We start from the raw sequence: 14,969 nt of genomic DNA, 5'->3' as shown, positions 1-14,969 counted from the left end.
TTAACGGTAATACCTCTCATCCTTGTTGGGGTGATTTCATATATGAAATCTTATAATATTGTTGCTCAAAAATCATATTCATTAGCTCAAATTCAAGTAGCACAACTACGCACAGAATTTGATGATGTTATTCAGGATATTAAAAGGTTTACCGAAATTGGGAAAAAGGATAGCACTGTTCAATTTTTAATTGACAAACAAAATACGGGTGAGGAATCAAAAAGTATTTTAGGAATGATAAAGCTTTACAGAGAAAGTTATCAATATAGTGATAGCATCATGAATATTAAAATTATTAGTCTTGATGGGAAAGCCGTTAGCGAAGACCGAGGGGTTCATCAATTAGAAGGTCAGGCACTTACTAAACCTCCATTTGTGAAACTACTTGATGAGCCATCTAAAACATTGATAGAACCAATCTATAAAAACAGTAATCCAGCACTTTCTATGACAAGTACAATCGTTTCGGATAATTCGAAAGAAGTCATTGGTTTCATTAATATTGTTATTAAAGCTTCCGTTTTTAAGGATATTCTTCACGAAGCTTCCTTAAGAACTTCCGATACAATTAAAATTGAATCTGAAACGGGTAATATTTTATTTTCACATCCACAATTTGCAAAGACTTCACCTATCTCAGATAGAAAACCAATAGAAGAAAACCACTCTGGCTATTTTACGAAAGGTGCAACATTTTTCGTCTTTGATACATCTGAATTGACTGGATGGAAATTCATTAGATACACACCTTTATTAGATATTACAAAAGAAGCAAATGAAATTAGAAGTCTAATTGTATTAACTGTAGGCTCAGTTTTAATTTTTACCATTGGATTATATTTCTTTATCACTTCAAGATTAATTCTTCCACTTAGTATATTAAAGGAGAAAATGAAACAAGCATCTCAAGGTGATCTTAATGTGCAGCTCGACAATAAAGGTACAGATGAGATTTCAGACCTAGGTGAAAATTTTAATAGCATGATTATGAAAATCAAGGCTCTACTTACGAAAAGTGTTAATGAACAAAAACAATTAAAAATTGCAGAATTACGCACTATGCAAGCCCAAATCAATCCCCACTTTCTATATAACTCACTTGAAACAATTATTTGGATGGCAGAAGCCAAAAAAAGTCAACAAGTAATTGAAATTACGAAGGCATTATCCCATTTTTTTAGAATTTCTTTAAGTAAAGGCAAAGATTTAATTCTTTTAGAAGATGAGATTGACCATATCCGAAATTACCTCACGATTCAAAAAATGAGATACCAAGATATCTTAGATGTAACTTTTCACTTAAATGAAGATATTTTACAATATGAAATTATAAAATTAACACTTCAGCCAATTGTTGAAAATGCTATATATCATGGCATAAAAAATAAACGCGGTAAGGGATTTGTCCGAATTAAAGGTGATTTTACTCCAGAAGGATATATTTCTATAGATGTTATAGATAACGGTATTGGAATTACAGAAGATAAGTTAAAAGATATTCGATTTCAATTATCTCAAGGGGTCCCTTTTGAAAAGAATCAAGGAGGATTTGGTATGGTAAATGTTCATCAGCGAATTCTCTTACACTATGGAAAGCCTTTTGGTTTAACAATCAATAGCTGGTATGGATCTGGCACTCGTGTTAGTTTAATCATTCCTGCAGAGAGGGGATATAAATGAAAAAAATATTTTTAGTAGATGATGAAATGGCTATCCGGGAAGGGATTGGGAAAAGCATTGATTGGAATCGTGAAGGGTTTATTTATTGTGGTGATGCTTCAGATGGCGAAATTGCCCTTCCTTTAATTGAAAAACACCAACCTGATATTGTTATTACAGATATTAAAATGCCTTTTATAGACGGATTGGAACTAAGTCGTATTCTTCGCGAAAAAATGCCTTCTTTAAAAATAATTATACTTAGTGGACATGATGAATTTGAATATGCAAGAGAAGCAATGCGCATCCAAGTTACTGAATATTGCCTAAAGCCTGTTAGTTCACAAGATTTACTTACTATATTAAAAAAAGTTTCCACAAAAATTGATGAGGAAGAAATAAACATTAAAAGATTAAGTGACTTAGAAAATCAAGTATTACAAAATAAATCTGCTTCTAGAGATAAATTTCTATATGAACTCTGTGAAGGATTGTACACTTTTTCAGAGGCAATTAAAGAAGCTTCAAATTTAAATATGAATCTTATCTCAAGTTATTATTATATCATCATTATAGAATGTACAATTGATTTAGATTCCATTAACTGGATAGAAGATGAATATGATTGTTTGCGATTTAGTAGAAAATTGAAAGAATCTATTTTTATTATGATGGGAGAATCAAAACAGACACTTGAACGGGAGTCAGAGATAATAAGACAGCGCTTGCTTGCACATGAAGAGCTACACCCTGAGAACCCACTAATTTTTGGAATCGGAAGAGTAGAAAGCCGTATTCAGGGTATTACCTTATCTTTCTCTGAAGCCGATGAAGAGAAAAGCTATTCAACTATTATTCATAAATATAGTTCGAAGGAAACTGAAATAGACATTGAGTCCAAAAAAGAAATGCAACATTTTAACCGAAGAGATTTAATAGACTTTCTAAAATTTGGACTATCAAGTGATATTTCTAGTTTTGCTCGTTCTTATTCATCTTATCTAGAAAAAGGAAATGTTCGATCTCCTTTTACAACGTATTATTTTTTAATGGACTTTACTATTACGATTTCACATTATTTAAAGGAATTAGAAATGGATAATCTTGAAGTTATGCAGGAAATTAATCAATTAGAAATGAAAGCAAGCTGGATTAGAAATTATCATGAAGTTCTAACCTATATCGAAGAAATGTTACACCTCGTTATTTCAACTAGAGATCGCTTTACTAGCAAATACTCTTCATCTGTTCAAATGGCGGTAGACTATATTAACGAAAATTTTTCTGACTCTCAATTATCTCTTCAAACTGTTGCAGATGCTGTAAATGTAAGCGCCTCCTATTTAAGTCATATGTTTAGTCAAGAAACAGGTAAAACATTAATTGAATATTTAACATACACCAGAATTGAGAGTGCAAAAGATCTTTTGAAGACAACAAATAATAAAACATATGAAATAGCCCATCAAGTTGGTTATAGTGATTCACATTATTTTTGCAGAACCTTCAAAAAAGTAACTGGATTGACAACAAAGCAATTTAAAAATCAGAAACAAGTTTTTTCAATTTAAGTAATGATTAGCTATTTTCAAACTCAAAAAAAGCTTCCACACTAATTTTGTAAGGAAGCTTTTTATCTTTATTAATGATTAATTCTCCAACATTTTATTTCTTTTTATATACATTAAGTTAATAATTTTTTTATCTAAATCTTGACTAAATTTTATGACATCTGGATCAGATATCCCTTTTTTCCTTGCTAACTCATACATATCGATACGATGGTTATCTATACAATTCATGATATGAATGACATTTGATTGATTCATAAATAATGTTCCCCCTATTTTTTATTATTTCTCCTATATAATAGCTTTCAAACTTTCCAATAAAACGATGATAATTTTTTTAACATTTTTCCTTTTTTACTGGAGCCATAGAGCATAAAGTACATCTAATCTATTCAACTCTCGTTGATATATTTCATATAATAAAACGTTTACAAGATAGTGTGAATAGAAAAATTTTTGGAAAAGTTGCAATTTTTTCTTGATTATTTACTATTAATACTAGGAATTCATTAGAAATTGGACTATTTTTAGCATTCTATTATTCCAAATAATAAAAACACGAAAAAGGCCAGTATTATGTAAAAACTACTGACCTTAGATTTCAATTTTACATTTTCGAATTAAATAAAACTGTATATTTCACTTTATTCTTCCCATCTTCAGACGTAACAGTTATAGCAGCCACTCCAGGTATTGAAGATGGTGTTTCAATTTGATAGGTTGCAAATAAATTATTTGTAATAACCTCAATAGTCGGGATTTCTTGATCTTTTTTCTTTACTTCGACACTATAATTTAAGGTATCCTTATCAAATCCTTCTAATAGCTTACCATTAATAAGTATCGTTTCTAATGTTGCATCACCACTTTGACCCGGAATATCATTTTCACCAATCCCTAATACTTCCATCTCAGAAATGGCTATACAAGTCCCTTCCCTTGCCTTCATTAATGCACGAATCTTTTTTGTTACTAATGGAGTAAAGTCAATTGTTAGGTCCTTATTCTGAACTTCTGTTTGTGTTCCTTCAATTTCTTTCCATTCTGTTCCATCCAAATATTCAAGTCGTAAAGATTTTGCTGGTCTTGTGCCCCCGTTGTCATCATAGAAGTTAAATTTTACTTGTGATACTGTTTCCTCTTTGTCAAATTCAATGGCAACCCAATCTTCTTCTCTCCAGTTATTTGGATCCCAGTTCGTCCATCTTGCACTAGAGATAATTCCATCATTGACATGCCTTGTGCTATCCCATTGTCCAGTAAAGGAAGCACTTACTTTAGGGTACTCATTGTCTGAACCGGCAGGATTTAATGCTAAATTTTGAAGTGCTGGTTCTGTCACCTGGACATTGGCAATTGCTTTAACGGGACTTTTCGAAATAGATCCTTTTACTGAGAACTTACCTAAATCTGCATATAGATTTGGATCAATTTCCTCCCAATCAACAGTTACATTTCCTGATGTACCAATTTGCAGTTTGGCTTTTACTTCACTCGGTAATATTGGGGCGTTACCTGGAGTTGTTTTTACCTTAATAGGTTCAATGCTTTCAATTTTACTGACTGTTATTGTTGCTACTGCTTTAATTGTTGTTCCCTCAACAGATCCTTCAACAGTAAAAATATTTTCCTTTGCATATAATTCAGGATCGATTTCTTCCCAAACTACTTTTTTCTGAACCTTTTCACCATTACCATAAATTGTAGTTACCTCTGAAGGTAATTCTGGTGCTGTCTTTTTCTTTGTAACAACAACATCAACTGGCTCTACTTTGGTGATACCAGAATTTACGACCTTCCATTGCTGGTGGTTACCAGCTGTTGGATTCCACACTCCAACTTTTGCTCCTTCTTCCTTAGATTCACCACCCACTTCTAGTAGATTTCCGTCTTGAACGTTTATGAAGGTGTATTCACCATTTCCATATGTTGACAGCATCCATTTTTGATTCGGTGAATCTTCATTGTTTTGAAGTATAACTGAACCATTCTCTACACCAAGTACACTTCCATTAGCATTATTAACAATTTTATAGATTTCTTTTGTGCTATTTCCATCTGTCATTTTTTGAATACTAAAGTTTTGACTTTCTTCATCACGAATATTTGTTTTTTGGACAATTGCTTTTCCATCTTGTCCAATATCAAGCACTTTACCACTGTTTTTATTGATGAATTTGTATTCTTCGTCATTATTCAAGAATAAGTTATCCTTATTCACGCCGGATACATCAGATACAACAAATGTTGTAATCGATTGTGGTTCAACTACTGCTGAGAGCTTTTTATCTGAGATCGTTACATCGGATTTTTGGACTAAATTATCTGTTTTTGATGTAACATATGGTGTTGCTTTTGCACTTGTTTTTACTGTTTCAAATCCTGACAAATCAAAGTTAATAGCTTTCTCTTCTGTCGTGGAATTCGTATAAACTACAACGACAGAATCTTTATCTTTGTTTACAGCGGCTAATGTGCTGCTGTTATTAGAATTAATCACTTGGTATCCTGGGCGAATAAATTTACTGTAATTTCCCATAGCATAGTATTTTTTATTTTTATAAATTTCTACGTTTCCGAAATTAGCTGGATTAAAATCTACTTGAATAAGTCCCCAGTTGCTATTTTCATGTTCTGGACTCATGTTAACCTCATCTTCAATTGCTTGCCAGAGCACCCATGCCTCTGATTCTAATTGCTGAATATCCGTGGTAATTCTCTGAGATAATGCAAGACCCGGTATAATATCTTCATGATTTTGTTCGGTACCTGCACTAAGATCTACTTCAGACATCCACAGTTTTTCACCTGCACCCTTTGCAATATCTCTTGCACCAATCTGCTGTGTAGGACCGTAAGTATGTACGTTTAACTGTCCAATATTATTTCTAGTTGTGTTATCATATTGCTCCCAATTTTGTCTGAACTTTTGAGGGTTTGTTTCATCCATAGCCGATACGGCTGTGTTAAGACCTTTTTCATCTAATTGTTTTTTTACTTCATTAATGATCTTAGCTTGTGAAGCTGGAGACCAGTTTGATCCTTCCTGTCTACCTTTTGCTCTCCAATATCCAGTATTAGGTTCATTTACAGGTGAAAGTGTTTTAAATTCAACATCCATTTTCTTTTGTAATTGGTCTACTACTGTTGTTAAATATGCTGCAAAATTTTCAAATTGATCTGGCTTAATATTGTCATCCCATGAATTCCAGTTACCTGATACATACCCGCTTTGAGTCATAAAATATGGTGGTGAGTTTGAAAATGCCTCAAATGTATCAGCACCTCTAGCTTTAGCTGCACTAACCCACCAACGTTGGTTAGCATCAGCTTCCCAATTCCAGTGCTCAGGATTTTCAGGGTCCCACCAATTTTTTTGCTCGGCCCATTCTTCCGTATTCCCCTCTGGTGGGGCATATTCAGCCGGACGATTCCAATAACCTGGGACAGCTCCACCTTTACGCATATATGGCTCTGTTTCAGGGGAATCTCCGCCGCCAATATTATAGCGAGCAATATTAAAACCCAGTCCGTCCTCACTGAATAGCTCATCAGCCAGCTCATTTCTAAGTTCATCTGGCCAACCACCTGTTACATTCGCAAACCAAACAAGTGCCGTTCCCCAACCATCAAATGGCTCATGTTGATAGCTTGGATCTAGTTTTATTGACTCTGAATTAGAAATCACTTTATTTCCTGTCTCCTCTGCTTTACTTATAGTGGGTAAAGCAGGTAAAATACTTCCTGTTATAAGGATTACAATTAAACAATAAACGATTAACTTTTTAACAACCCCTACTTGCAACATAAAATAAATTCCCCTTTCGTTATCTAAAATTCCCATTATTACTGATACATAGAAAAAGGTGGTTACTTTCCTATTTAGCTAAAAATCGATAAAACGTTCGTTAAATTCCTCTCGCTTACATTAAATTACTAATTTCTTTTTTCTCTATATTTTTAATTTCTTACTAAATCTATCACCCCCTTAAAGTGAGCGCTTCCAAAAAGAGTATTAAATTTACTCTGCAAAGAATAAAGAGAAAGAGTATCTATTTATGTAATATTTCTATTAATATTCGAAATCGATTTCTTTTTTAAAGCTCTGTTAAACTGACTGTTGATTTTCCACTCTAATCGTTTCTAGACGTTCGCTTTTCTCGGGCGTTCCGGGAGACTCATCGTGCCGTGCGCCTGTGAGGTCACCCTTTGACCCGCTTTTCCCGCAGGAGTCTCACACTTTCAGCTCCAATCAACATCTTTTCAAAACTACAATGAGCTTTAACATAATCCTTTTTATTAATAGTTCTTTATTATCTATATCGTAGAGCGTTTTCATTATTTAAGAAATAGAAATTCTTTTGAGAAAAGTATAATTTATTTCGTTCCCTATTAATCAAATAAACTATCTAAACAAGTTCTAAAAGAAGCTATTATTTCATTAATGTAAAAAAAATTAAGGAGATCAGAGATACTGTTGAATACGAGAATGTAAACCGGGGGCTTTTTATAATATAAGGCAGACTTACAAGACGCTGAAAATTATCACTGACTTAGCACCCTTATCGTAATCCATATATAAGATAAAAAGATAATTGAATTGGATAAATTAACAATTAAATCAATTAAAATTTGTTTGTTTTAAACCAAGAATGCCCATACATTATTTAACTCAAATAATGGGTCATGAGGATCCTAAAACCACTTCTATTTATACTCAACTAGAAGTGAATAAGAATTTTCCTTTTCCATTTGAAAAACTACTAGAACAAATCCTATAGTTTAGAAATATATTTGGTATAGATTTATTGTGTATTGAGATAAACAATTTTATTAAATACTGTAAATATAGTAAGGCTACCCCAAACAGACCTTTTTGTAGTTGTTTCACATTATGTGCTTTACCTTTTAAAAAATCATTAGCAAAACAAGATTTACATAAAAACAAATTAGGAGATATCTTTTTAGAAAATGATCTTGTTAATAATGTGCAAAAAATGTGCAAATTTTAATTTGAGGATTGTTTGACATAAGATAACGGAAATATAAAAGTTCCAATCCTTTTCATAGAAACTTTCATCTCTGATGACCTGTGAGGGACTTGCCCCCCACCCCCTTTTATCTTTTTCATTTTTAGATCACCTCCTTGAAGGCAAAATAAAAGAGCCGCCGATAGGCGACTCTCAGTAAATATATTAGTTAATGTAAAGGTACATAAATTGCACACCATTATTTTTTATTTAATTCCTTGTATGCCAAAACTTTTAGAGCAAGTATTTCTTCTTCAGTTAAATTATTTTCTACTTTCTCTAAAATTTCTTGTTTTTCATCATTAGTTACTCCATCTGATACTTTTGATTGAATTTCTTGAGCTTCCTTAATACCTATCTTTTTCACTACGGTTTGTATTGCATCTTCCTTTGTTGTAAAAGGTAATTTACTTTCGTCAATATTTTCAATACCATTCTCTAAAAGTTTTTGTAATTGAGGATCTTGTTCTAGCATTCCTTTAATTTCCTCAACTTCTCCACTTTTTTTAATTTCAGTCGATACATTTTCCATTACTTTATCTGAAGCGATTTTAGTTCCAAAATGATAAACACCAAACCCAAGCAATAGTAGAATAACAACAATTAGAGTTAATACTTTTAGTATTTTCATTAAATTTACCCTCCTCTTGTTCAAACTATAATATACCCTGAGTGGGAATGTATAACAAGGAAGTTCCATTTCACGTTCTAATCGAAAAGACTCGGCCATAAAGATATTTCAACCACAATGAACTTATATACACATGTTACAAAGAAAATGGATTCTAATGTAGAAATACGCCTTTTTAAAGGTTAGAAATTGATTTTGTCAGTAGGGTTTATCTATTGTTCTGTTACTCAAAAGGTTACTCTGGAGCGTATCGAGGGGGAAGTTTGCTTATGAGTCCACCTTGGGAGTCACCTTTGGAGAAGCTCTATGAGACGTTTTAACAGCTTTCTCAATGCTTCTCGTGTACTAATGTAACTGTATCAAGAGGTCACTAAGGAGGTTAACCATTGTTTCAGCTGGATATTCACCTCATACATAACGATAAGGTTATTAATGGATAATATAAACCGGGTAATCCCCGTTTTTTTTCTTACAAGTGTTCTATAATTTCTAATCTATCCTATTGATTCCTTAGTCATACTCTGGAAACATGTCTCTCCCATCACCTTTTCCAATTAGACTCCCGCGAGGAAAAGAGCTAACTTTTAATAACAATGCTAAAAAAGCGGATTTATTTAAGGATGGTTTCTTCGACTATCTACTTATTTTTAATATCCGAATATATTATTAATGGACAGGTTGCTTCAATATTGAAGAAATAATTGACGATGGAAAGAGTAACTGTCTGCCAAGTTTAAAAAAGAAAGGAGGATGAAAGATGGCAAATATTAATCGGGTTCGAAATGGCGGATTTGAACAATCCAACCCAAATGCCACAGATTCTCTTGCACCCTTTTGGATAGGTACTGGTACGACCGAAGGTGATGATGATCAGCTTTTGGGAAATATTAATGGCGATATTGATGCTGGCGAATTTATCGCCCAGGCTTTATTGCCATTACAAGTTGGTGAGACCTATGAATTCAAAGCAGCTATTACTTTTAGTGACGATGCAACTAGTGGGACAATTGACGTCAGTATTACCGGGAGTCCAACTCGGAGTTTTCAAGCCGTTAATATAATATCCACCGATGAATATGCTTTCTACAGTTTTACCTTTGTAGCTACTGAAGCAAATGCTGCTTTAGCAATCGCTAACAATTCGAACGGTGATATAGATATCGATGTTGTATCGATTAAATTAGCTTAACAGAAATTGTCAACTGTTATTGAATCTATGCTTGGATACAAAATCTTAGAATCTAGCTTTTTCAGTATAAGAAAAACCGGGCAAAATAGACTGAAACAGGCATATGAGACAATAATAAAACACCCTCTTAGGCTGCCATACTTCCATATTCTATTGGTGTGTGGTAGCCTAATTTTTCTTGGATACGCTCTTCATTGTAATATTTCATATATTGTTCCACTTGCTCTCTGACCTTCTCTAAAGACATTGAATTAAACTTCACGTACTGGAATCCTTCTGATTTTAGATTTGAGTGGAACGATTCAATAACTGCATTATCCCAACAGTTTCCCCTTCTTGACATACTACTAACCAAATTCTTTTCTTTTATTAAATTTTGATACAAATATGAAGTATATACGCTACCTTGATCCAAAAGTGTGTAGTCCTGAAATAATTCCAGGTGTTACTTTCGCTTTCTTCTGGAAGAAATCCGTTATTAATTTTGACGATGCATCCATTAAATCTTTTAATAGATGTCTATGAAGAAGAAAAACCTCAAGTAACCCTTCATCAATTGTAAAAATCACATGTCGGTGATTGACTTGTAATACATCCTTCTCGTCTGTTAGACTGTCGTCAGTTAATCCAAGGAACTCTCTAACTTCCTCAACAGTTAACCCTAAAGCTTTTGCTTCCAAGAGTAGCTCAATCCACTCTTCTCTCATTATAATAGACCCCTTAATGGGTTCGACTCATCAAGTGCTTCTTTAAGCTCATGGCTAAAGTAACCAACGTACTGACGAGTAACGTCAATCTTAGAGTGTCTTGCTAGGAGTTGAGCCTGTCTCAGATTTAACCCACCCTTAAGGACTCCTTTAATGAAGTAATTTCTCAGAGTATGAGGTGAGAAGTAGCAGTGACTTGTTCCTCATTAAGCCATCTTGTAAAAGCTCTCATGAGTTTAAGCTTGGTGTTCACTGTTTTAGGTTTGTTCCCTCTCTCCTCAATACAATACAAGAGGAAAGCTTTTGAATTTCTACTGTTTAGCTGGTCTACTCTCTCAATACCCTCTTGTCTTAACCACTCATTCCAACCTTTGAAGAAGTTGACGTAACTCGTTAAACTGTTCTCAGTCACCCCCTCAAATTTCTTCTCAGCCATAAAATCTTTTTCCATCATTTCAATTGAAGCCATGAAAAAAACCTCCTTAGTTTCACTGTTTGGATTAAACCGTACAGCGTTCACTAAGAAGGCTTTTTTTGTTCACAAGTTGGACTCTGTGCAAATTCCCTCTCTTCAGAGAGAAAAGCTCAGTAGTACCAAGGGTTGATGACCTGTGAGGGACTTGAACCCCGACCCCTTCCCTGTCAAGGAGAATCTATAAGCATTATATATTTTATTTATTATTGGAATAACCTTTTATATTTCAAAAACATTGATATATCAGGCTTTTTAAAATAATCATTTTTAATAGGTTGTACCTGATAAATTGAATGGCACCATTTTCGGCACCAATATTGGCACCACAATTATAGTCTTCAAAGGTTGAAGTGACAAGCTTCTATAGGATAATAAAATCAGGAGGGAAATATTATTGTTTGGTGTGTTGATACATTAAAAATTGTTGGTGAAGGTATGGTGAAAAAATCAAATTTATGTAATTTCGAATTGGATTTAGGATATTATAATGATTTTTTAATAATAAATAAAGAATATGGTGAAGTAATTAAGAGTATTGTCTTTCCAGAGAAACTATTTGAAAAGAAATTTTTTGGAGAGAAAATTAGTATTATTCTATGCATTTCATTAAATATACAGAAGGAAGACCTTGCTGGATTGAAGAAAAATATATTGAGTTAATTGCAAAGGAGTATAATAAAAGAAGTGGAAAGAAACTTATAGTTATTAAAGAATTATAGAATTGTTCTACTATTGTTACATACAAATCCCTCTTGGTAATTTTTCACTAAAAGGGATTCTCATAAAAAAGTAATCCACCCTGCCGACCAAAGCTGTATAAATTACTCTATTAGTACCACCCTCGAGATAGGTGACCGCCTTCTAACATAAATATAAAATATTACCAAATAAAAAGCAAATGGTTTGATGTCACAAGCTTAATTCAATTGACAAACCATAACTATACATTCTCATTTATATTAACTATAAGGATTGTGGCAATATTTTTCATGTATTGTGTTACAGTGTGAACAAATTTATGATGTGCTTTTCATGCACCCTCCATGTATTAATCCCCACTTTAAAATTGACCTTTACCCTGTCAATGCAAAAACCATACATATAGGTAAGACCTGCACTATTTGCAAATCGTTGATATATGAGCATTTCCTTTAATTTTTGATATGTCTTACCTAATATATCAATGGCACCAAATATGATACCAGTAAAAAGTTCTCTACAAGTTGATATGGTAAAGCTTTATAATAAATTAATAGTTCCAGCTTTTTTCAAGAAGAAGTCAATAATAAGGTTAAATCTCAACCTTAAACTGTTGCATATAACCTTGAATATATTTACTTAAATCGGGTGGGATAACTTCTATTTGATTTAAATATGTAGTCAAAAATAAAAAAAATAATAAAAAGCTGTCTGAACTCGCTTCAACAGAAGCAAATACTGAATCTTCATCTGGAATAAGACTAACTTCACTTGTTTTCCTGTTGATATTTAACAGTATTCCCTGATTAAGTATACAAACTAAAGAAGGTCTTTCCTTATAATGAACCGATTCATTAAATTTATTTAGTTCGTTTTTAAGTTGCTTTAAGCTAACATTTGTTTCAAATGCAAAAATAACACCAAAAGTTTGGGGGTTTGTACCTGAGACCTTAATATCAGGACCTATAGGACGATAACCATCTAGTTTCGGCAATCTCCGTACCCCACTAATAATTTTAATAGCATCTTTTACACGTTCTATAGTTAATTTTTGTTTAATTTCAAGAACAGCACACACACTTTCCGAAGGAAGAATTTGATACTTTTTGTTATACCACAAAGGACAGCTTGCATGGGCAAAGATTACGCAATCTAACTGCCCAGTACTTTGTCCATCGTGAGCAACAACGTACCCCGCTCCAATTGAATATTTACTTGGTAAATGGTTATTTAGGAAGGTTTTGATTGTCTCTTCGGTAATCATGCCTTTTTGAACAGCAGCTAACACTTTTAATTCATCAATCATTTCACGAGAGAATGCTTGAAATAGATGTTCTAATCTCACTATACTCCACCTTTAATTTATATATTTTAATTTTTATGAATAAATAGATATACACTGGAATTTTTGATATAATTTTCCATGTTATTTATTATATCAAGAAGATTGGAGAGATAGTATGGTTGACTTTAATGCATTAGACCCTACGGTCATGAGTTTACTATCAAATTATTTTACTACTTTTACCGCACCAACAATTGAAAAGGTTTTTAAAAGGGTTTTTAAGGTCAATCCTGATTTACAAATGAGACTTGAGAATGCTACTACTACACAAGAAATTGAATCTATTTTTCAAGAAGCAGTTGGAGTAATAGATGTTAATGCAAGTGATGGTTCTGTAAGCGTTCAAGGGGGCCTAGAGGAAAAATTACTCATTGAGGCTTTAAAAGGGATAAGGTTCGACCACTCTCATGGACAAGTTACAATCGAAAACACCACCCTACAGGCTCCTGTTTTACGCACAGGAGGAAGTAACGCTGCTACAGGTACTACTACCGTTGCAGGCGGTACTATCTTATCTACTGGGGGAACGAGTATTAACGTTGGCAAAGGGGCAAAGATTACTATAACCGGCGGTGCTCAAATTACACAAAAATAATTTATGAAATTAACTATATAATACTTTTATATCACTATAAAAACCACTCATAAATTATATATGAGTGGTTTTTTTATACAATTTCAATAATTGAGACAAAGATAAATTCCATAACATTCACAGTTTAATTTGGATAAAAACCATTGAATCTTCTCCTGTAATCTTGCTGAACTATTTATCCATATGTCTAACAAATCTCAAAAGTTAGACGCTTATAATTGCTGTTATGAGCGGTCATATTGTTTAAAAATACTACTTGTTCCTATTTTTATTCTTCCACTCATGCCCCCAATAGTTTAAGTGAATTTTTCCCACTAATGATTGATCCTGAATTAATGCTGTAATAAACTAGAAAGAACTGAAGAATGTCAATTCCTTTTTATCTTTCTTATTGAGCCAAATGCTGAATTTAAAAACCACTTTTAATCCATGTTCCATTAATAGTTCTACTTTATTTTAGTGTCTAGACGATATTCGAATGGAGCATTAAAAATCTCAGTTGTTTTTGGAATTGAATAGGGCTCATTGCAGTAGCCTCTTTAAAAGAGCCTATGTAGCGAGATACACTCATATTTGCTATTTCTGTAAGCTCTTCAATTCTAAAAGAGTTATCGTAGTTTCTTTGTTAAGACACTAAAAGTTAACCTTCTACCGATAAGATCATTCGTATATATCACTTCATCAGCACCTGCATTTTTAACATGTTGAATATTTTTCCTTAACATTGTTTGGACTATGCAATAGGCTGTCTCGTTCATGGTTCTTATCGTTAAAAGATTAATAAGAGTTTGTTCATCAGCATCTCTTTCATTCTTTTGTTGGTTAGCTGTAATAACAATAAAATCTGCAGAATGTATATTTGCATCAATTAAATTATTTCTTTCAATAGGATTTCCTTTTATTAATTTTACAAAGGAAAGTGGATACTCATCCATTGTGTTATCTATTAATGTAATCTTAGCATTGTTATTTACTTTATTTATGAAATTAATGACTTCATATGAACAACTGTTCCAACCTATAACGATTATATTATTTAGATTATTCCCACTCATTTTTTTGCTCCTA

At 32.9% G+C, this 14,969-nt stretch carries 12 protein-coding genes and 3 pseudogenes; 5 read left to right on the top strand and 10 right to left on the bottom strand.

The features are described from left to right. Positions 1–42: 42 nt before the first annotated feature. Together GMB29_RS05550 and GMB29_RS05545 are read left to right on the top strand one after the other, a co-directional pair. The gene (locus GMB29_RS05550; RefSeq protein ID WP_168733870.1) at positions 43–1,680 is read left to right on the top strand and encodes a sensor histidine kinase; all 1,638 of its coding nucleotides are present in this window, start codon (positions 43–45) and stop codon (positions 1,678–1,680) included. Beyond that, entirely contained in the window at positions 1,677–3,230 is a 1,554-nt protein-coding gene (locus GMB29_RS05545; RefSeq protein WP_136354972.1) for a response regulator transcription factor, read from the top strand. The genes GMB29_RS05550 and GMB29_RS05545 overlap by 4 nt, the downstream gene beginning before the upstream one ends. 78 nt (positions 3,231–3,308) lie before the next feature. On the opposite strand, the gene GMB29_RS05540 is transcribed toward GMB29_RS05545, so the two are convergent. The 3 genes from GMB29_RS05540 to GMB29_RS05530 form a co-directional block, all read right to left on the bottom strand. Next, positions 3,309–3,488: an aspartyl-phosphate phosphatase Spo0E family protein gene (locus tag GMB29_RS05540; protein ID WP_136354974.1), complete on the bottom strand. Its 180-nt coding sequence runs from the start codon at positions 3,486–3,488 to the stop codon at positions 3,309–3,311. 349 nt (positions 3,489–3,837) lie between these two features. After that, positions 3,838–7,038: a glycoside hydrolase gene (locus tag GMB29_RS05535; protein ID WP_168733871.1), complete on the bottom strand. Its 3,201-nt coding sequence runs from the start codon at positions 7,036–7,038 to the stop codon at positions 3,838–3,840. A 1,421-nt stretch (positions 7,039–8,459) separates the two neighbouring features. Next, on the bottom strand, positions 8,460–8,891 hold the full coding sequence (locus GMB29_RS05530) for a hypothetical protein (protein WP_136354979.1): 432 nt from the start codon (positions 8,889–8,891) through the stop codon (positions 8,460–8,462). Between the two features lie 757 nt (positions 8,892–9,648). On the opposite strand from GMB29_RS05530, the gene GMB29_RS05525 reads away from it, so the two are divergent. Next, positions 9,649–10,080 carry a hypothetical protein gene (locus GMB29_RS05525; protein WP_136354981.1) on the top strand — a complete coding sequence of 144 codons (432 nt, stop codon included), beginning with the start codon at positions 9,649–9,651 and terminating at the stop codon, positions 10,078–10,080. A 127-nt stretch (positions 10,081–10,207) separates the two neighbouring features. On the opposite strand, the gene GMB29_RS05520 is transcribed toward GMB29_RS05525, so the two are convergent. The 4 genes and pseudogenes from GMB29_RS05520 to GMB29_RS05510 form a co-directional block, all read right to left on the bottom strand. Next, a complete protein-coding gene (locus tag GMB29_RS05520) occupies positions 10,208–10,423 on the bottom strand; it encodes an integrase core domain-containing protein (protein ID WP_168733872.1) in 216 nt (71 codons plus the stop codon). Between the two features lie 61 nt (positions 10,424–10,484). After that, a pseudogene (locus tag GMB29_RS28160) lies at positions 10,485–10,679 on the bottom strand (IS91 family transposase); the annotation flags it as partial. A 39-nt stretch (positions 10,680–10,718) separates the two neighbouring features. Next, positions 10,719–10,787 (bottom strand): annotated as a pseudogene (gene sinI, locus GMB29_RS28155) (DNA-binding anti-repressor SinI); the annotation flags it as partial. 166 nt (positions 10,788–10,953) lie between these two features. Then, positions 10,954–11,256 (bottom strand): phage integrase N-terminal SAM-like domain-containing protein, encoded by a 303-nt coding sequence (locus tag GMB29_RS05510; RefSeq protein WP_136354985.1) that lies wholly within the window; start codon positions 11,254–11,256, stop codon positions 10,954–10,956. A 444-nt stretch (positions 11,257–11,700) separates the two neighbouring features. Here GMB29_RS05510 and GMB29_RS05505 point away from each other — a divergent pair, with 444 nt between their 5' ends. Then, positions 11,701–11,922: a hypothetical protein gene (locus GMB29_RS05505; RefSeq protein WP_136354987.1), complete on the top strand. Its 222-nt coding sequence runs from the start codon at positions 11,701–11,703 to the stop codon at positions 11,920–11,922. A gap of 631 nt (positions 11,923–12,553) precedes the next feature. Here GMB29_RS05505 and GMB29_RS05500 read toward each other — a convergent pair. Next, complete coding sequence (locus GMB29_RS05500) at positions 12,554–13,306, bottom strand: DUF6602 domain-containing protein (RefSeq protein ID WP_136354989.1); 753 nt, start codon at positions 13,304–13,306, stop codon at positions 12,554–12,556. 115 nt (positions 13,307–13,421) lie between these two features. On the opposite strand from GMB29_RS05500, the gene GMB29_RS05495 reads away from it, so the two are divergent. Next, the gene (locus GMB29_RS05495; RefSeq protein ID WP_136354991.1) at positions 13,422–13,901 is read left to right on the top strand and encodes a hypothetical protein; all 480 of its coding nucleotides are present in this window, start codon (positions 13,422–13,424) and stop codon (positions 13,899–13,901) included. Positions 13,902–14,394: 493 nt separating this feature from the next. On the opposite strand, the pseudogene GMB29_RS27250 reads toward GMB29_RS05495, so the two are convergent. Together GMB29_RS27250 and GMB29_RS05490 are read right to left on the bottom strand one after the other, a co-directional pair. Next, positions 14,395–14,520: pseudogene (locus GMB29_RS27250) on the bottom strand (AraC family transcriptional regulator); the annotation flags it as partial. Then, entirely contained in the window at positions 14,510–14,956 is a 447-nt protein-coding gene (locus GMB29_RS05490; protein ID WP_136354993.1) for an NAD-binding protein, read from the bottom strand. The pseudogene GMB29_RS27250 and the gene GMB29_RS05490, both read right to left, overlap by 11 nt. Between the last annotated feature and the right edge of the window lie 13 nt (positions 14,957–14,969).

It is taken from the genome of Metabacillus sediminilitoris, assembly GCF_009720625.1.
In the GTDB taxonomy this organism is placed as follows: Bacteria; Bacillota; Bacilli; order Bacillales; family Bacillaceae; genus Metabacillus; species Metabacillus sediminilitoris.
Note: the sequence above shows the minus strand (reverse complement) of the source record. Positions and strands in the feature narration are given on the sequence as shown.